Genomic DNA, 18160 nt, shown 5'->3' on the forward strand with positions numbered 1-18160 from the left:
AGACTCACCTATCAGTAGGTGGGTTTTTTGTTTTTTAAAACAGCTTTTGGAATCGAAACAACCTTCATGTATAATGGGAATGATGAATAACGGAGGAGGGCGCATCCCGTGAGTTACCAAGCTTTATATCGAGTTTTCAGGCCTCAGCGCTTTGAAGATGTGGTCGGTCAAGAGCACATTACAAAGACGTTGCAAAATGCCCTTTTGAAAAAGAAATTTTCTCACGCATACCTGTTTTCAGGGCCGAGGGGTACGGGGAAAACAAGTGCAGCTAAAATCTTTTCAAAAGCTGTCAACTGTGAACATGCTCCTGTGGAAGAGCCATGCAACAATTGTGCGGCCTGTAAAGGCATAACAAACGGTTCAATATCCGATGTCATCGAAATTGATGCTGCTTCAAACAACGGTGTTGATGAAATCCGCGACATTCGGGATAAAGTAAAGTTTGCCCCGTCAGCCGTCACTTATAAAGTATATATTATAGATGAGGTGCATATGCTCTCTATCGGCGCCTTTAATGCTTTGTTGAAAACATTAGAAGAACCGCCAGAGCATTGTATTTTCATTTTAGCGACGACAGAGCCGCATAAAATTCCTTTAACCATTATCTCCAGATGTCAGCGTTTTGACTTCAAACGTATTACACCCCAAGCCATTGTCGGACGAATGAAAAAAATTGTCGAGGCTGAGCAGCTAAAGGTAGAAGAAGGAGCGCTTGATATTATTGCGAGTGCCGCTGACGGCGGTATGAGGGATGCGTTGAGTCTTCTGGACCAAGCTGTATCATTCAGCGGAGATGAGCTTACAGTGGATGACGCATTGCTTATCACAGGAGCTGTTTCTCAGCACTACATTGGGAAGCTTGCGCAATCTTTGCATGAGAAGCAAGTTTCCGGGGCGTTGGAAACACTGAATGAATTGCTTCAGCAAGGAAAAGACGCGGCTAAGCTGATAGAGGATATGATCTTTTACTTTAGGGATATGCTTTTGTACAAAACAGCTCCCGGGCTGGAAGGCGTATTAGAGAAGGTAAAGGTTGATGATACCTTCCGTGCGTTGAGTGAACAGATACCGGCACCCGCCTTGTATGAAATGATTGATGTCTTGAATAAAAGCCATCAGGAAATGAAGTGGACCAATCATCCGCGTATTTTCTTTGAAGTCGCAGTCGTGAAGATTTGCCAGAATACTCATCAAGAAGCTGCCGCTCAGCCGGAAGTGGATATATTGATGAAGAAAGTGCAGCAGCTTGAACAAGAAATAGAACGTCTTAAAACGACCGGTGTACAAGCCGCGCCGGACAGCAGACCGCAAAAGGAGACGCCTCGTCCTCAAAAAAGCGGCAAAAGCAGCTACAAAGCGCCGACAGGAAGAATCCATGAAATTTTAAAAGAAGCCACCAGGCAGGATCTTGATCAGTTGAAAAGCAGCTGGGGCAAGCTGCTGGCGCATTTGAAACAGCAAAATAAAGTATCGCATGCAGCACTATTAAATGACAGTGAACCGGTGGCTGCTGCATCCAAGGCATTTGTGCTTAAATTCAAATATGAAATTCATTGTAAAATGGTCGCGGAAGATAATAACGGCGTGCGAACCAATCTTGAACAAATATTAGAATCAATGCTCGGAAAAAGAGTGGATTTGATTGGCGTTCCAGAAGCACAATGGGGTAAAATAAGAGAAGAATTTTTAGTTGACCATCAGCAGGAAAATGAAGGATCAAATGACCCGGCTGAAGAAGACCCGCTCATTGCAGAAGCAAAGAAGCTTGTGGGAGCGGAATTAATTGAAATAAAAGAATAACAAAATGAAAGAGAGTGGATAATATGCGTGGCGGAATGGGAAATATGCAAAAAATGATGAAACAAATGCAGAAAATGCAAAAGGATATGGCAAAAGCCCAAGAAGAGCTTGCTGAAAAAGTTCTTGAAGGAACAGCAGGCGGCGGCATGGTCACCGTTAAAGTAAACGGTCAAAAAGAAGTTGTAGACATTTCTATTCAAGAAGAGGTTGTAGACCCTGAAGATATCGAAATGCTTCAAGATCTTGTACTGGCCGCAACAAATGATGCGCTGAAGAAAATTGATGAGATGACAAACGAAACAATGGGCCAATTTACAAAAGGAATGAACATGCCCGGTTTATTCTAGGGGGATAAAAGAGAATGCAGTATCCTGAACCAATATCAAAGCTGATTGACAGCTTTATGAAATTGCCAGGGATCGGACCGAAAACAGCGGTTCGTCTGGCTTTTTTTGTTCTAGGTATGAAAGAAGACGTGGTATTAGACTTTGCAAAGGCGCTTGTTAATGCCAAGCGAAACCTGACATATTGTTCGATCTGCGGACATATTACAGATCAGGACCCTTGTTATATATGTGAAGATACAAGACGGGACAAATCGATCATTTGTGTAGTGCAGGACCCGAAAGATGTAATCGCTATGGAGAAAATGAAAGAATACAACGGACAGTATCACGTTCTCCATGGCGCCATCTCTCCAATGGACGGCATCGGACCCGAGGATATTAAAATACCAGAATTACTAAAACGGCTGCAGGATGATCAAGTGACAGAGGTAATTCTTGCTACAAACCCTAATATAGAAGGGGAAGCAACAGCGATGTATATATCAAGGCTGTTAAAGCCATCTGGTATTAAGCTCTCCCGTATTGCCCACGGACTGCCTGTCGGCGGTGATTTGGAATATGCTGATGAGGTCACGCTTTCTAAAGCGCTTGAAGGAAGACGTGAAATGTAAGGGAGGAAAAAGCGATCCATGGGTTTTCTTCGCAAGAAAAAGCTAAGAAAAGAGTTTGATGAAAAATTAATCGAACAGCTCTTCAAACAAAAAGAAGAATGGGGCAGGCAAAAGAGGCTTGTCGAAAAAAGTGTGGAACCGTCAGCTGAGGTATTGAATGAGTTGAAAATGGCGGAGGCAAAGTATTTCTTTTATTTAAGAGAAGCTAAGCAAAGAAACCTGAGAATCAGCGGGTGGAAGTAAGTGGTCTATTCTCCTGGATCTTCTCATAAGCTTGTACTAGAACAAGCGAAGGAGCTGAGAAGATTCATGGAGTCAATTTTCATTATAGGGATAATTTTAGGTTTAATTGTTCTGCTGTTTTTATCGGGAGCGCCGGCTAAACCATTAAGATGGATCGGTATTACTGCGGTAAAGTTTGTGGTGGGAGCTTTGCTTTTAGTATGTGTGAATATGTTTGGCGGCAGCCTCGGTATTCATGTACCTATTAATATAGTAACCACTGGTGTCAGCGGAATTCTTGGTATACCGGGAGTGGCTGCATTAGTAGTGATTAAACACTTCATTATTTAATTCAAAATATAAGTTGACTTTATTATATCAAGATGTTATTCTAATATACGTCGCTGATAACGAAACGAACTTTTGAAAAAGAAGTTGAAAAAAGTTGTTGACGACGAGCGAGAAAACGTGTTATGATTATCAAGTCGCTTCAAGAGCGGCACACAAAGTTCTTTGAAAACTAAACAAGACAAAACGTACCTGTTAATTCAAAGTTTTAACATAAAAATCGCACAGCGATGTGCGTAGTCAGTCAAACTACTTTATCGGAGAGTTTGATCCTGGCTCAGGACGAACGCTGGCGGCGTGCCTAATACATGCAAGTCGAGCGGACAGATGGGAGCTTGCTCCCTGATGTTAGCGGCGGACGGGTGAGTAACACGTGGGTAACCTGCCTGTAAGACTGGGATAACTCCGGGAAACCGGGGCTAATACCGGATGCTTGTTTGAACCGCATGGTTCAAACATAAAAGGTGGCTTCGGCTACCACTTACAGATGGACCCGCGGCGCATTAGCTAGTTGGTGAGGTAATGGCTCACCAAGGCAACGATGCGTAGCCGACCTGAGAGGGTGATCGGCCACACTGGGACTGAGACACGGCCCAGACTCCTACGGGAGGCAGCAGTAGGGAATCTTCCGCAATGGACGAAAGTCTGACGGAGCAACGCCGCGTGAGTGATGAAGGTTTTCGGATCGTAAAGCTCTGTTGTTAGGGAAGAACAAGTGCCGTTCAAATAGGGCGGCACCTTGACGGTACCTAACCAGAAAGCCACGGCTAACTACGTGCCAGCAGCCGCGGTAATACGTAGGTGGCAAGCGTTGTCCGGAATTATTGGGCGTAAAGGGCTCGCAGGCGGTTTCTTAAGTCTGATGTGAAAGCCCCCGGCTCAACCGGGGAGGGTCATTGGAAACTGGGGAACTTGAGTGCAGAAGAGGAGAGTGGAATTCCACGTGTAGCGGTGAAATGCGTAGAGATGTGGAGGAACACCAGTGGCGAAGGCGACTCTCTGGTCTGTAACTGACGCTGAGGAGCGAAAGCGTGGGGAGCGAACAGGATTAGATACCCTGGTAGTCCACGCCGTAAACGATGAGTGCTAAGTGTTAGGGGGTTTCCGCCCCTTAGTGCTGCAGCTAACGCATTAAGCACTCCGCCTGGGGAGTACGGTCGCAAGACTGAAACTCAAAGGAATTGACGGGGGCCCGCACAAGCGGTGGAGCATGTGGTTTAATTCGAAGCAACGCGAAGAACCTTACCAGGTCTTGACATCCTCTGACACCCCTAGAGATAGGGCTTCCCCTTCGGGGGCAGAGTGACAGGTGGTGCATGGTTGTCGTCAGCTCGTGTCGTGAGATGTTGGGTTAAGTCCCGCAACGAGCGCAACCCTTGATCTTAGTTGCCAGCATTCAGTTGGGCACTCTAAGGTGACTGCCGGTGACAAACCGGAGGAAGGTGGGGATGACGTCAAATCATCATGCCCCTTATGACCTGGGCTACACACGTGCTACAATGGACAGAACAAAGGGCAGCGAGACCGCGAGGTTAAGCCAATCCCACAAATCTGTTCTCAGTTCGGATCGCAGTCTGCAACTCGACTGCGTGAAGCTGGAATCGCTAGTAATCGCGGATCAGCATGCCGCGGTGAATACGTTCCCGGGCCTTGTACACACCGCCCGTCACACCACGAGAGTTTGTAACACCCGAAGTCGGTGAGGTAACCTTTATGGAGCCAGCCGCCGAAGGTGGGACAGATGATTGGGGTGAAGTCGTAACAAGGTAGCCGTATCGGAAGGTGCGGCTGGATCACCTCCTTTCTAAGGATATTTAACGGAATATAAGACCTTGGGTCTTATAAACAGTACGTTCCCTGTCTTGTTTAGTTTTGAAGGAACTTTGTTCCTTTTATATGGAAGATGGGCCTGTAGCTCAGCTGGTTAGAGCGCACGCCTGATAAGCGTGAGGTCGGTGGTTCGAGTCCACTCAGGCCCACCATCTTATCCGAATGGGGCCTTAGCTCAGCTGGGAGAGCGCCTGCCTTGCACGCAGGAGGTCAGCGGTTCGATCCCGCTAGGCTCCACCAACGTGTTCTTTGAAAACTAGATAACGATAAGTAAGACATCACATTCAAAAGTAAGACCAAGAATTACTGTAGTGATTCTTTTTTAACGGTTAAGTTAGAAAGGGCGCACGGTGGATGCCTTGGCACTAGGAGCCGATGAAGGACGGGACGAACACCGATATGCTTCGGGGAGCTGTAAGCAAGCTTTGATCCGGAGATTTCCGAATGGGGAAACCCACCACTCGTAATGGAGTGGTATCCATATCTGAATACATAGGATATGAGAAGGCAGACCCGGGGAACTGAAACATCTAAGTACCCGGAGGAAGAGAAAGCAAATGCGATTCCCTGAGTAGCGGCGAGCGAAACGGGATCAGCCCAAACCAAGAGGCTTGCCTCTTGGGGTTGTAGGACACTCTATACGGAGTTACAAAGGAACGAGGTAGATGAAGAGGTCTGGAAAGGCCCGCCATAGCAGGTAACAGCCCTGTAGTCAAAACTTCGTTCTCTCCAGAGTGGATCCTGAGTACGGCGGAACACGTGAAATTCCGTCGGAATCCGGGAGGACCATCTCCCAAGGCTAAATACTCCCTAGTGACCGATAGTGAACCAGTACCGTGAGGGAAAGGTGAAAAGCACCCCGGAAGGGGAGTGAAACAGATCCTGAAACCGTGTGCCTACAAGTAGTCAGAGCCCGTTAACGGGTGATGGCGTGCCTTTTGTAGAATGAACCGGCGAGTTACGATCCCGTGCAAGGTTAAGCAGAAGATGCGGAGCCGCAGCGAAAGCGAGTCTGAATAGGGCGCATGAGTACGTGGTCGTAGACCCGAAACCAGGTGATCTACCCATGTCCAGGGTGAAGTTCAGGTAACACTGAATGGAGGCCCGAACCCACGCACGTTGAAAAGTGCGGGGATGAGGTGTGGGTAGGGGTGAAATGCCAATCGAACCTGGAGATAGCTGGTTCTCTCCGAAATAGCTTTAGGGCTAGCCTTAAGGTAAGAGTCTTGGAGGTAGAGCACTGATTGGACTAGGGGCCCCTACCGGGTTACCGAATTCAGTCAAACTCCGAATGCCAATGACTTATCCTTAGGAGTCAGACTGCGAGTGATAAGATCCGTAGTCGAAAGGGAAACAGCCCAGACCGCCAGCTAAGGTCCCAAAGTATACGTTAAGTGGAAAAGGATGTGGAGTTGCTTAGACAACCAGGATGTTGGCTTAGAAGCAGCCACCATTTAAAGAGTGCGTAATAGCTCACTGGTCGAGTGACTCTGCGCCGAAAATGTACCGGGGCTAAACGTATCACCGAAGCTGCGGACTGTTCTTCGAACAGTGGTAGGAGAGCGTTCTAAGGGCTGTGAAGCCAGACCGGAAGGACTGGTGGAGCGCTTAGAAGTGAGAATGCCGGTATGAGTAGCGAAAGAGGGGTGAGAATCCCCTCCACCGAATGCCTAAGGTTTCCTGAGGAAGGCTCGTCCGCTCAGGGTAAGTCGGGACCTAAGCCGAGGCCGAAAGGCGTAGGCGATGGACAACAGGTTGATATTCCTGTACCACCTCCTCACCATTTGAGCAATGGGGGGACGCAGGAGGATAGGGTAAGCGCGGTATTGGATATCCGCGTCCAAGCAGTTAGGCTGGGAAATAGGCAAATCCGTTTCCCATAAGGCTGAGCTGTGATGGCGAGCGAATTATAGTAGCGAAGTTCCTGATTCCACACTGCCAAGAAAAGCCTCTAGCGAGGTGAGAGGTGCCCGTACCGCAAACCGACACAGGTAGGCGAGGAGAGAATCCTAAGGTGATCGAGAGAACTCTCGTTAAGGAACTCGGCAAAATGACCCCGTAACTTCGGGAGAAGGGGTGCTCTGTTAGGGTGCAAGCCCGAGAGAGCCGCAGTGAATAGGCCCAGGCGACTGTTTAGCAAAAACACAGGTCTCTGCGAAGCCGTAAGGCGAAGTATAGGGGCTGACGCCTGCCCGGTGCTGGAAGGTTAAGAGGAGCGCTTAGCGTAAGCGAAGGTGCGAATTGAAGCCCCAGTAAACGGCGGCCGTAACTATAACGGTCCTAAGGTAGCGAAATTCCTTGTCGGGTAAGTTCCGACCCGCACGAAAGGCGCAACGATCTGGGCACTGTCTCAACGAGAGACTCGGTGAAATTATAGTACCTGTGAAGATGCAGGTTACCCGCGACAGGACGGAAAGACCCCGTGGAGCTTTACTGCAGCCTGATATTGAATGTTGGTACAGCTTGTACAGGATAGGTAGGAGCCTTGGAAACCGGAGCGCCAGCTTCGGTGGAGGCATCGGTGGGATACTACCCTGGCTGTATTGACCTTCTAACCCGCCGCCCTTATCGGGCGGGGAGACAGTGTCAGGTGGGCAGTTTGACTGGGGCGGTCGCCTCCTAAAGAGTAACGGAGGCGCCCAAAGGTTCCCTCAGAATGGTTGGAAATCATTCGCAGAGTGTAAAGGCACAAGGGAGCTTGACTGCGAGACCTACAAGTCGAGCAGGGACGAAAGTCGGGCTTAGTGATCCGGTGGTTCCGCATGGAAGGGCCATCGCTCAACGGATAAAAGCTACCCCGGGGATAACAGGCTTATCTCCCCCAAGAGTCCACATCGACGGGGAGGTTTGGCACCTCGATGTCGGCTCATCGCATCCTGGGGCTGTAGTCGGTCCCAAGGGTTGGGCTGTTCGCCCATTAAAGCGGTACGCGAGCTGGGTTCAGAACGTCGTGAGACAGTTCGGTCCCTATCCGTCGCGGGCGCAGGAAATTTGAGAGGAGCTGTCCTTAGTACGAGAGGACCGGGATGGACGCACCGCTGGTGTACCAGTTGTTCTGCCAAGGGCATCGCTGGGTAGCTATGTGCGGACGGGATAAGTGCTGAAAGCATCTAAGCATGAAGCCCCCCTCAAGATGAGATTTCCCATTCCGCAAGGAAGTAAGATCCCTGAAAGATGATCAGGTTGATAGGTCTGAGGTGGAAGTGTGGCGACACATGGAGCTGACAGATACTAATCGATCGAGGACTTAACCACACTTTTGAATTAGTGCTTACGCGTTATCTAGTTTTGAGAGAACACTCTCAAATTGTTTGGTGGCGATAGCGAAGAGGTCACACCCGTTCCCATACCGAACACGGTAGTTAAGCTCTTCAGCGCCGATGGTAGTCGGGGGCTTCCCCCTGTGAGAGTAGGACGCCGCCAAGCAACGCAACCCAGTTCATGTTGAACTGGGTTTTTTGTTTTATGACCATTTAAATATAAACATATACAGACACCGAAAGCCTAAGCTGCCCATATACTAATTGCAAACTTCAAAAACATCTAAATATTGTATACAACGTTTGTTTTGGGGGAAGGCTATACAGTACGGAGGTGGGATAATGAGCGAAACGTCCAATCATGGGGAAACTTGTATTGTTTGTGATCAAAAGAAAAATAGAGGGATTCATATTTATACAAAATTTATATGTTCAGATTGCGAAAAAAAGGTAATCTCCACTTCAACATCAGATCCAGACTATGCCTTTTATGTGAAAAAGCTAAAAAGTATTCATACACCGCCATTATATTCTTAGACCTGAACAGGTCTTTTTTTTATTGAGGATTTTGATCACCGCCTTTCACTTTAGACAAAGGAACTGATACTATAAAGAAGATGAAACTTGTTTAGAGACCAAACGTAGTAGATAATAATAGTAAATAAAAGTATGTTATAGGAGTCGATCATGTATGAAACCATTTCTTCGTTTTTTGATATGGATCTTAGCAAGCGGTACGACTTCTTTTTTTATAGGAATCATGAGCTTTTTTGTATTGAATCAATCCTTTTTCTTATCACTTATCTATGGAGTAGCGGCAGGCGGAGCTGCACTTTCTGTCGGGAGCTGGTATTCCAAACGCCTCTTTTTGAAAAAACATCAGCTGACGAGAAAAGAGTATATCTATATCAAGAAGAATCTTGAGGAAGCAAGAGGTAAAATCATACGATTGAGAAAAGCGCTCTTTCAGGCAAAAAGCATTCAGATATTTAAGCAAAATGCAGAAATGCTGAGGATTGTAAGAAGAATTTATGTCCTTGTAAAAAAAGAACCGAAGCGGTTTTACCAAGCAGAGCGGTTTTTTTACCAGACTCTTGATTCAATTGTGGAACTGATTGAAAAGTACAGCTTTCTTTCAACTCATCCGCGAAAAAACAAAGCTCTTTCCATGTCGTTGAGTGAAACACGGATAACACTTGCTGAGCTGACGAAGCGTTTAGAAGAAGATCTAAACCTTGTGATGGAAGAAGATATTGATGATTTGCATTTTGAACTAGATATAGCGAAGCATTCTTTAAAAAAATGAAAGAAAGGAGGAAAGTGAATTGAGTAAAGATCATCAGGAGGTTCAAAAAAGAGAAGCTGCATTTGACGATCTATTATCAGATCCATTTGGGGAAAATGGCATTCCTTCACCCGATGAACGCCCAAAAAAGGAAGAACAGCAGATCAGGCTAGTTGATGTGCTGCCTGAAGAAAATAAAGAAAAGGCGTTTCAGCTTGCGAGCCAAATTGACCCAAAAAATATGCAAAGCATCGTTTTATATGGATCACAGGCTCAATCCAAGCTGCTGAACTTCTCACACTCTATGATTGACCATGTGCAAAAGAAAGATGTCGGGGAAGTGGGAGTTATTTTGGGAGAGCTGATGAAAAAGCTTGAACAAGTGAACCCTGACGATCTGCAATCGAAGAAAAAGCGCTTCTTTTCCCGCATGTTCGGAAAAGTATCAAACTCTGTCCAGGAAGTTCTCTCAAGGTACCAAAAAACGAGTGTGCAGATTGACAGAATCAGCTTGAAGCTGGAGCATTCTAAAAATGCTTTAATCAGTGATAATAAATTGTTAGAGCAGCTTTATGAAAAGAATAAAGAGTACTTTGCCGCTTTAAATATTTATATAGCCGCAGGCGAGCTGAAAATTGAAGAATTAAAAACAAAGATCATTCCTGAGCTGAAGAAACAAGCTGAATCAAGTGAGCATAATCAGATGGCGGTTCAAGAAGTGAACGATATGGTTCAATTTGCTGACAGGCTGGATAAACGAGTTTACGATTTGCTGTTGAGCAGACAAATTACCATTCAGAGCGCTCCGCAAATACGGCTTATCCAAAACACAAACCAGACATTAGCAGAAAAAATTCAATCATCTATCGTGACGGCCATTCCGCTTTGGAAAAATCAAGTGGCGATCGCATTAACACTTTTGCGCCAACGAAGTGCCGTTGATGCTCAGCAAAAAGTATCCGATACAACAAATGAACTGCTGGTGAAAAATGCTGAGCTGTTAAAAACCAATACAATTGAAACAGCAAAAGCCAATGAACGCGGTCTGGTAGATGTTGATACATTAAAAAAAGTGCAGGAAAGCTTGATCAGTACACTTGAAGAAACTATGACCATTCAAGAAGAGGGCAGGTTGAAACGCCGGCAGGCAGAAGAGGAGCTTATGATGATGGAAGGCGATTTAAAGCAAAAACTTCTGACTATGAAAGCCAATCAAAACAATCAGTTACCAAAAGTCTAAGCTTTAAGTTCTGTCACATGCACGATATAATAAGAGCATGCCTCGGTTATTTATAAACCGAGTGCTCTTGACCAACTATTCAAAGGATTGTTTCGATGAACACACCTTTATATACTGCATTAGTTAATCATGCGCAAACAAACGCTTATTCGTTTCACGTTCCGGGACATCACAATGGAGATGTCTTTTTTGATGAAGCTAAATCTATATATCAGTCCCTTCTCACTATTGATATGACTGAGATTGCAGGACTTGACGATTTGCATCAGCCTTCAGGAGTGATTCGAGAAGCGCAAGACCTCGTCTCAAGTCTGTATAGGTCAGACGAAAGTTTTTTTCTCGTGAATGGCACCACAGTGGGGAATCTGGCGATGATTTTATCTGTTTGCGAACCTGGTGATTCAATATTGATTCAGCGAAATTGTCATAAATCAGTGTTTCATGCCGTAGATATGGCTGGGGCAAAGCCGATATATGTATCACCCGAAATGGATGAAGTCATGAATGTGCCGACACATGTTCATTTAGCGATAATTGAAGAAGCAATTGCAGCTTATCCGACCGCTAAAGGTCTTGTGCTGACGAACCCAACCTATTATGGACATACCGCTGATTTGACGGCTGTCATTGCAAAAGCGCATCAGCACGGCATCCCCGTTCTTGTAGATGAAGCACATGGCGCACATTTTGTTCTTGGCGAGCCCTTTCCTGCATCTGCGTTGCAAATGGGAGCAGATGTGGTTGTTCAATCTGCGCATAAAACCCTACCTGCTATGACAATGGGCTCTTATCTGCATGTAAACAGCCGTCTGATCAACAGAGACAAGCTGGCCTATTACTTGGGCAGTTTGCAGAGCAGCAGTCCCTCTTATCCCATTATGGCATCTTTGGATATAGCCAGAGCTTATGTACAGCATGTCATCGAGGAAAAAAAGCTTTCAGGAATTTTGCAGCATTTGGACCATTTTAAACAAACGTTTGCTTCAATCCCGCAGATTGAAGTAATTGAACCTGTCAGCCCCCATATTCAGACTGATCCTCTGAAACTATCGATTCGGTCAAGGCGCGGTCATTCAGGTTATACGCTGCAAAGAATATTGGAAAGTGTAAATATATTTTCTGAACTTGCAGATGAAAAACAGGTGCTGCTTATTCTTCCGCTGGGAGGAAAAAGAAAAATACCTGCTAATGTAGTCCAACAAGTTCAGCAAGCGATCGAAGATACACCTCCAGATCTCGTGTCTGCTTCTGTTGATTTGGCGTTTCCGCCTGTGACAGCTCTTCCATATGATAAAAAGACTTTAATCGGTTTCAAAAAAGAATATATAGAGATTGAAGCAGCGGCGGGCCGGCTGAATGCAGAAAATATAATTCCGTATCCCCCGGGAATTCCGCTGATTATGGCGGGAGAAAGAATAACGGAAGAAAGCATCCAAAAGCTGTCCGGTTTAATCAACATGAACGCGCACATTCAGGGCAGTATGAAAATGAAAGAAAATCAATTACTCGTATATATAGAAGAGGAGAAATCATGAGCGGTTTATTTATTACATTTGAAGGCCCTGAAGGAGCAGGAAAAACGACTGTTCTTCAGGAAATCAAAAAATCACTTGCAGCTAGAGGCCTTCAGGTCACGGCTACGCGGGAGCCAGGCGGCATAGACATTGCAGAACAGATTCGAGAGGTCATTTTGAATGAAAAAAATACTCTGATGGATGCAAAAACGGAAGCTCTGCTTTATGCAGCAGCAAGACGCCAGCATTTGGTGGAAAAAGTGAAACCGGCTTTGGAACAGGGACATATCGTTCTATGTGACCGATTTATTGATAGTTCATTGGCCTACCAAGGTTATGCCAGAGGTCTTGGAATTGATGAGGTTCTCTCAATTAATGAATTTGCCATCGGAGATATGATGCCCAACCTGACCATTTATTTCTCAATCAAGCCGGAAGAAGGCTTAAGCCGAATTCATGCTAATGGATTGAGGGAAAAAAACCGTCTTGATCTTGAAGAGCTCAGCTTTCATACAAGAGTGCGAGAAGGGTATCACGAATTAATGAAGCGTTTTCCTAAAAGATTCCGTACAATAGATGCTTCACAATCAAAAGAGCGCGTGATTCAAGACGTCCAAATCGTTATAAATGAAGCATTGAAAAAAATTCAGTTGTGACCTGTTTCTCATTAGTTGATATAATAAAGTAAGTGATTCATGTTGTTTCCAATCTAAAGGAGGCCTTCAAGATGAAATTAATAGTTGCAGTTGTACAGGACCAGGATAGCAACAGGCTTTTAAAGACGTTAACCGACCACAACTTTAGAGTAACCAAATTGGCTACTACCGGAGGATTTCTAAAGTCGGGAAATACGACATTTATGATTGGTGTGGAAGATATTCGTGTAGAAAAAGCGCTCAATCTCATTAAAGAAAATGGAAGAAAACGTGATCAGATGATTGCGCCTGTCTCTCCAATGGGCGGAAATGCAGATTCCTACGTCCCTTATCCAGTAGAAGTTGAAGTTGGCGGTGCGACGGTATTTGTCCTTCCGGTCGATGAATTTCATCAATTTTAAGGATTTGAAATCGTGAAAATTAATCAAGATATACGTACAATAGTAGAAAAAAAGCAGCTTCCTTCTGTTAAATCAGCAGAGATTTCTGCGTCTTTTAAAACATCTATGGACAGCCAAAGCAGCAAACTGAAGTTTGACCAGCTGACAAGGCTTTTAAGTGATATAGAAGCGTTCGGAAAAAGACTGACAAAATCCAGAAACTTTAAAGACCTGGCCAGATTCAAAGGATTAGTAAAGCGTTTTGTCAAAGAAGCTGTAGATAATGGTCTATCGCATGAAACAGCCAGAAGTTTCGACCTATATGGAAACAGCAGAAAACTGGGAATTGTAAAAGAAATTGATGAGAAACTGATTCAGCTCACAGAAGAGATGATGAATCAGGAACAGCCGGCAATTGACTTGCTGGAACGTATTGGCGAAATAAAAGGTTTATTGATTAACCTTTACACATAGAGAGTGATACAATGGCAATAACCTGGAAAGAAATGACGGAGCAGCAGCCCAGAGTGATGAGGCTTTTGCATAATAGTATAGATAAAGACAGACTGTCCCACGCTTATTTGTTTGAAGGAAGAAAAGGAACGGGGAAATTAGATGCGGCATTGCTGCTTGCCAAGAGCTTTTTTTGCCTTGAGGACGGTGCGGAACCGTGTGAGAACTGCCGGAACTGCAAAAGGATCGAGTCTGGAAACCATCCCGATTTACATGTTGTCCATCCCGACGGTTTATCTATAAAAAAGGCACAGATTCAGGCACTCCAAGAAGAGTTCTCAAAAACAGGGCTCGAATCGCATAAAAAGCTCTACATTATTTCGCATGCAGACAAAATGACGGCAAACGCAGCGAACAGTCTGTTGAAGTTTTTAGAGGAACCAAATAAAGATACAATGGCTGTCTTGATGACAGAGCAGCCGCAAAAGTTGTTAGATACCATTATCTCTCGGTGCCAAACCCTAGCATTTCAGCCTTTGCAGCCAAAAGCGATAGAAGACAGACTGACAGAACAGGACGTATCGCCGCATATGGCAAGGCTTTTGGCGAATATGACCAATAATGTATCGGAAGCCGTCGAATTAAGTCGAAATGATGAGTTTGCAGAGTCGAGAGCGAAAGTGATAAAATTGTATGAAGTCTTACACCAGCGGAAAGGACATGCCTTTTTCTTTATTCAAGATCAATGGATGCCCTTTTTCAAGGAGAAAGCCCATCAAGAAATGGGTCTTGATATGCTCTTATTGATATATCGTGATGTGTTATCCATCCAAATAGGAAATGAAGATAAACTGATTTATCAAGACTTATTCCAATCAATAAAACAGCACGCGCTACAATCAACACAACAAAGCGTTACGAACCAAATTCTCGCTGTTTTAGAAGCAAAAAAACGGCTTCATTCCAATGTGAATGTGCAAGGATTAATGGAGCACTTGGTGTTAACGTTGCAGGAGGGATAAGCTTGTACAACGTAATTGGAGTCCGCTTTAAAAAAGCGGGGAAGATTTATTATTTTGATCCAAACGGATTTGATATAGAACATGACAGCTGTGTCATCGTAGAAACCGTCAGAGGTGTAGAATACGGGCAGGTTGTCATAGCAAATAAACAGGTGGATGAGCATGATGTCGTGCTTCCGCTTCGTAAAGTCATCCGCGTCGCAGATGAGCGCGATCTTCTCATTGTAGAAGAAAATAAGCAAGAAGCCCTTTCGGCATTTGAAGTATGTCAGAAAAAAGTAAGTGACCATGGCTTGGATATGAAACTGGTTGATGTGGAATTTACATTTGACCGCAATAAAGTGATTTTTTATTTCACAGCCGATGGAAGAGTCGACTTTAGAGAACTTGTTAAGGATTTGGCGTCCATTTTTAAAACAAGGATTGAACTGCGCCAGATCGGCGTCAGAGACGAGGCGAAAATGCTCGGAGGAATCGGTCCTTGCGGAAGAATGCTGTGCTGCTCAACGTTTCTGGGGGATTTTGAACCGGTATCCATCAAGATGGCGAAGGATCAGAATTTATCCTTGAATCCAACTAAGATTTCCGGTCTGTGCGGCCGTCTGATGTGCTGTCTGAAATACGAGAACGATGAGTATGAGACAGCAAAGGAACAGCTGCCGGATATAGGGGAAATGATTAAGACAGCGAACGGCCCTGCGAAGGTTGTCGGACTTAATATTCTGGAACGGGTGCTTCAGGTGGAACTGAAGAACCGTGAAAAAGTGATAGAATATACTTGGGAAGAGCTCTTGGAAGAGGGCGTCGTATCCGCGCAAACCACAGATTAACGAGGTGTGGAACCTTGGATAAAAAAGAGTTATTTGATACAGTCATAAACCTGGAAGAACAAATCGGATCGCTTTACCGCCAACTGGGTGATTTAAAGCAGCATATTGGAGAGATGATTGAAGAAAATCATCATTTACAGCTTGAAAACGAGCATTTGCGCAAAAGGCTGGAAGATACGACGCAAAGAATTGAAAAATTCGAAGCGGATCAAAAAGAAACAAAAAACCAAAAGACAGAGCAGACAGATATAGGAGAAGGTTACGATAATCTGGCCCGGCTGTATCAGGAAGGTTTTCATATCTGTAACGTTCACTATGGAAGTGTGCGAAAAGAAGATTGTCTCTTCTGTCTGTCATTCTTAAATAAAAAATAGGCAAAAAGGCTTCCGGTGCAGACGGAAGCCTTTTTCAAAGATTGCTGAAAGGGTAGGATTATGGTTTCATTACGTGATGACGAGAGATTGGATTATTTGTTGGCAGAAGACATGAAAATTGTACAAAGCCCCACGGTGTTTGCTTTTTCTTTAGATGCAGTGCTGTTATCGAAGTTTGCATATGTGCCGATTCAAAAAGGAAAAATAGTGGATTTATGTACGGGCAATGGCATTGTGCCTCTTTTGTTAAGCACGAGGTCAAAAGCGGACATCATTGGAGTTGAAATTCAGGAAAGATTGCACAATATGGCGGTTCGCAGTGTGGAGTTTAACAAGCTGCAAAACCAAATTAAGATCATTCATGATGATTTGAAAAATATGCCGGAAGAGCTGGGGCACAATAAATATGACGTGGTCACATGTAATCCGCCTTATTTTAAAACACCGAAACAAACAGAACAAAATTTGAATGAGCATCTCAGAATAGCCAGGCATGAAATTCACTGCACGCTTGAGGATGTCATTTCCGTCAGCAGCAAACTGTTAAAGCAAGGAGGAAAAGCTGCGCTTGTTCACCGGCCGGGAAGGCTTTTGGAGATTTTTGAGCTGATGAAGGCGTATCAAATTGAACCGAAACGTGTTCAGTTTGTGTATCCTAAACAGGGCAAAGAAGCAAACACCATTTTAGTAGAAGGCATAAAAGGCGGGCGTCCTGACTTAAAAATACTCCCTCCGCTATTTGTGTATGATGATCAAAATGAATATACAAAAGAAATCAGGACCATTTTATATGGAGACAAATAATCATTACTTTTACGTTTTGAAATGTAAGGACAACAGTCTATATGCAGGATATACAAATGATCTGCAAAAACGCCTGAAAACACACAACGATGGAAAGGGCGCAAAGTATACAAGAGCAAGACGGCCTGTTACATTACTATTTGCAGAAGCATACTCAACTAAGCGGGAAGCGATGCAGGTTGAATATTATTTCAAAACGCTGACACGCAAGAAAAAAGAACTTTATATAGAAGAAAAACGGAACAGTAAGGAGGCAGTCTATGTTAAGACGCCAAATGAGCTTTAATGGAAAGTCAGAAATGGGGATTCTTTATCTTGTCCCAACCCCTATCGGCAATTTAGAAGATATGACATTCCGGGCAGTAAACACTCTGAAGTCAGTGGATGTAATCGCTGCCGAAGACACCAGACAAACAAAGAAACTCTGCCATGTATATGAGATAGAAACTTCACTCGTCAGTTATCACGAACACAATAAGGAAAGCAGCGGCTATAAAATTATTGAATGGCTGAAATCCGGGAAAAATGTCGCGTTAGTCAGTGATGCGGGAATGCCGACCATTTCTGATCCGGGAGCGGAAATCGTCAAGGATTTTACGGAAATCGGCGGCTATGTTGTTCCATTGCCTGGAGCGAACGCCGCATTAACAGCGCTGACTGCTTCCGGTATCGTTCCGCAACCTTTTTTCTTCTATGGATTCCTAAACAGACAAAAGAAAGAAAAGAAGAAAGAACTGGAGATCCTGAAAAAGCGTCAAGAGACGATCATTTTTTATGAAGCTCCGCACAGATTAAAGGAAACACTGTCGCTCATGTTAGACGCTTTAGGTGATCGGGAAATTGCGGTGACACGAGAGCTGACTAAGAAGTATGAAGAATTTATCAGAGGTTCGATTTCTGAAGCCATGAAATGGGCCGGTGAAGATCAAATTCGCGGTGAGTTTTGTCTTGTTGTCGAAGGAAATAGGAACACAGAACCAGAGGAAGAGATTCAATGGTGGGAAAACCTGACTGAAAAAGAACATGTGGAGCATTATATTGAAAAAGGGGCCACGTCTAAAGAAGCTATTAAAAAAGCATCTGTTGACCGCAATGTCCCAAAGCGGGAGATTTATGACGCTTATCATATTCAGCAATAAAAAAAGCCGTTCTTGTGTCGTGACAAGAACGGCTTTTTTTAA

18 protein-coding genes, 2 tRNA genes and 3 rRNA genes are annotated in these 18160 nt (G+C 44.6%); all 23 read left to right on the forward strand.

What is annotated here, in order from left to right:
• Positions 1-108: 108 nt before the first annotated feature.
• The 23 genes from dnaX (at position 109) to rsmI (ending at position 18118) form a co-directional block, all read left to right on the forward strand.
• Complete coding sequence (gene dnaX, locus AAHT65_RS06595; RefSeq protein ID WP_010788766.1) at positions 109-1803, forward strand: DNA polymerase III subunit gamma/tau; 1695 nt, start codon at positions 109-111, stop codon at positions 1801-1803.
• 23 nt (positions 1804-1826) lie between these two features.
• Entirely contained in the window at positions 1827-2150 is a 324-nt protein-coding gene (locus tag AAHT65_RS06600) for a YbaB/EbfC family nucleoid-associated protein (protein WP_003328092.1), read from the forward strand.
• 14 nt (positions 2151-2164) lie between these two features.
• The gene (recR, locus tag AAHT65_RS06605) at positions 2165-2761 is read left to right on the forward strand and encodes a recombination protein RecR (protein ID WP_003328091.1); all 597 of its coding nucleotides are present in this window, start codon (positions 2165-2167) and stop codon (positions 2759-2761) included.
• A gap of 18 nt (positions 2762-2779) precedes the next feature.
• On the forward strand, positions 2780-3004 hold the full coding sequence (locus tag AAHT65_RS06610) for a YaaL family protein (protein WP_003328090.1): 225 nt from the start codon (positions 2780-2782) through the stop codon (positions 3002-3004).
• Between the two features lie 66 nt (positions 3005-3070).
• On the forward strand, positions 3071-3334 hold the full coding sequence (locus tag AAHT65_RS06615) for a pro-sigmaK processing inhibitor BofA family protein (protein WP_003328089.1): 264 nt from the start codon (positions 3071-3073) through the stop codon (positions 3332-3334).
• Between the two features lie 251 nt (positions 3335-3585).
• Positions 3586-5135: ribosomal RNA gene (locus tag AAHT65_RS06620) — 16S ribosomal RNA — on the forward strand.
• A gap of 101 nt (positions 5136-5236) precedes the next feature.
• Positions 5237-5313 (forward strand) — tRNA-Ile (locus AAHT65_RS06625).
• Between the two features lie 12 nt (positions 5314-5325).
• Positions 5326-5401, forward strand: a tRNA-Ala gene (locus tag AAHT65_RS06630).
• Positions 5402-5488: 87 nt separating this feature from the next.
• Positions 5489-8416 (forward strand): 23S ribosomal RNA (locus AAHT65_RS06635).
• Positions 8417-8471: 55 nt separating this feature from the next.
• A 5S ribosomal RNA gene (gene rrf, locus AAHT65_RS06640) occupies positions 8472-8587 on the forward strand.
• The 16S, 23S and 5S rRNA genes sit together here with 2 tRNA genes alongside, the layout of an rRNA operon.
• Positions 8588-8763: 176 nt before the next feature.
• Positions 8764-8958, forward strand: coding sequence for a sigma factor G inhibitor Gin (locus tag AAHT65_RS06645; protein WP_003328611.1), 195 nt, complete (start codon positions 8764-8766; stop codon positions 8956-8958).
• A gap of 154 nt (positions 8959-9112) precedes the next feature.
• Entirely contained in the window at positions 9113-9727 is a 615-nt protein-coding gene (locus AAHT65_RS06650) for a 5-bromo-4-chloroindolyl phosphate hydrolysis family protein (RefSeq protein ID WP_343311195.1), read from the forward strand.
• A 19-nt stretch (positions 9728-9746) separates the two neighbouring features.
• Entirely contained in the window at positions 9747-10946 is a 1200-nt protein-coding gene (locus tag AAHT65_RS06655; RefSeq protein WP_343311196.1) for a toxic anion resistance protein, read from the forward strand.
• 95 nt (positions 10947-11041) lie between these two features.
• On the forward strand, positions 11042-12481 hold the full coding sequence (locus AAHT65_RS06660) for an aminotransferase class I/II-fold pyridoxal phosphate-dependent enzyme (RefSeq protein WP_343311197.1): 1440 nt from the start codon (positions 11042-11044) through the stop codon (positions 12479-12481).
• Positions 12478-13116 carry a dTMP kinase gene (gene tmk, locus AAHT65_RS06665; protein ID WP_106273532.1) on the forward strand — a complete coding sequence of 213 codons (639 nt, stop codon included), beginning with the start codon at positions 12478-12480 and terminating at the stop codon, positions 13114-13116. The genes AAHT65_RS06660 and tmk overlap by 4 nt, the downstream gene beginning before the upstream one ends.
• Before the next feature lie 71 nt (positions 13117-13187).
• The gene (gene darA, locus AAHT65_RS06670; RefSeq protein WP_003328606.1) at positions 13188-13517 is read left to right on the forward strand and encodes a cyclic di-AMP receptor DarA; all 330 of its coding nucleotides are present in this window, start codon (positions 13188-13190) and stop codon (positions 13515-13517) included.
• Between the two features lie 12 nt (positions 13518-13529).
• Positions 13530-13970, forward strand: a complete 441-nt coding sequence (locus tag AAHT65_RS06675; protein WP_003328605.1) for a YaaR family protein — start codon at positions 13530-13532, stop codon at positions 13968-13970.
• 11 nt (positions 13971-13981) lie between these two features.
• Complete coding sequence (holB, locus tag AAHT65_RS06680) at positions 13982-14971, forward strand: DNA polymerase III subunit delta' (RefSeq protein WP_010787388.1); 990 nt, start codon at positions 13982-13984, stop codon at positions 14969-14971.
• 2 nt (positions 14972-14973) lie between these two features.
• Positions 14974-15801 (forward strand): competence/sporulation regulator complex protein RicT, encoded by an 828-nt coding sequence (gene ricT / locus AAHT65_RS06685; RefSeq protein ID WP_061571110.1) that lies wholly within the window; start codon positions 14974-14976, stop codon positions 15799-15801.
• A 14-nt stretch (positions 15802-15815) separates the two neighbouring features.
• On the forward strand, positions 15816-16175 hold the full coding sequence (gene yabA, locus AAHT65_RS06690; RefSeq protein WP_003328601.1) for a replication initiation-control protein YabA: 360 nt from the start codon (positions 15816-15818) through the stop codon (positions 16173-16175).
• Positions 16176-16235: 60 nt separating this feature from the next.
• On the forward strand, positions 16236-16979 hold the full coding sequence (locus AAHT65_RS06695) for a tRNA1(Val) (adenine(37)-N6)-methyltransferase (RefSeq protein WP_106273530.1): 744 nt from the start codon (positions 16236-16238) through the stop codon (positions 16977-16979).
• A complete protein-coding gene (locus AAHT65_RS06700; RefSeq protein WP_063639019.1) occupies positions 16966-17265 on the forward strand; it encodes a GIY-YIG nuclease family protein in 300 nt (99 codons plus the stop codon). The genes AAHT65_RS06695 and AAHT65_RS06700 overlap by 14 nt, the downstream gene beginning before the upstream one ends.
• Entirely contained in the window at positions 17240-18118 is an 879-nt protein-coding gene (gene rsmI / locus AAHT65_RS06705; RefSeq protein WP_010787389.1) for a 16S rRNA (cytidine(1402)-2'-O)-methyltransferase, read from the forward strand. Before AAHT65_RS06700 ends, rsmI begins: the two co-directional genes overlap by 26 nt.
• The last annotated feature ends 42 nt before the right edge of the window (positions 18119-18160 follow it).

Origin of the sequence: Bacillus atrophaeus (assembly GCF_039519175.1) — a bacterium.
Taxonomy (GTDB): domain Bacteria; phylum Bacillota; class Bacilli; order Bacillales; family Bacillaceae; genus Bacillus; species Bacillus atrophaeus.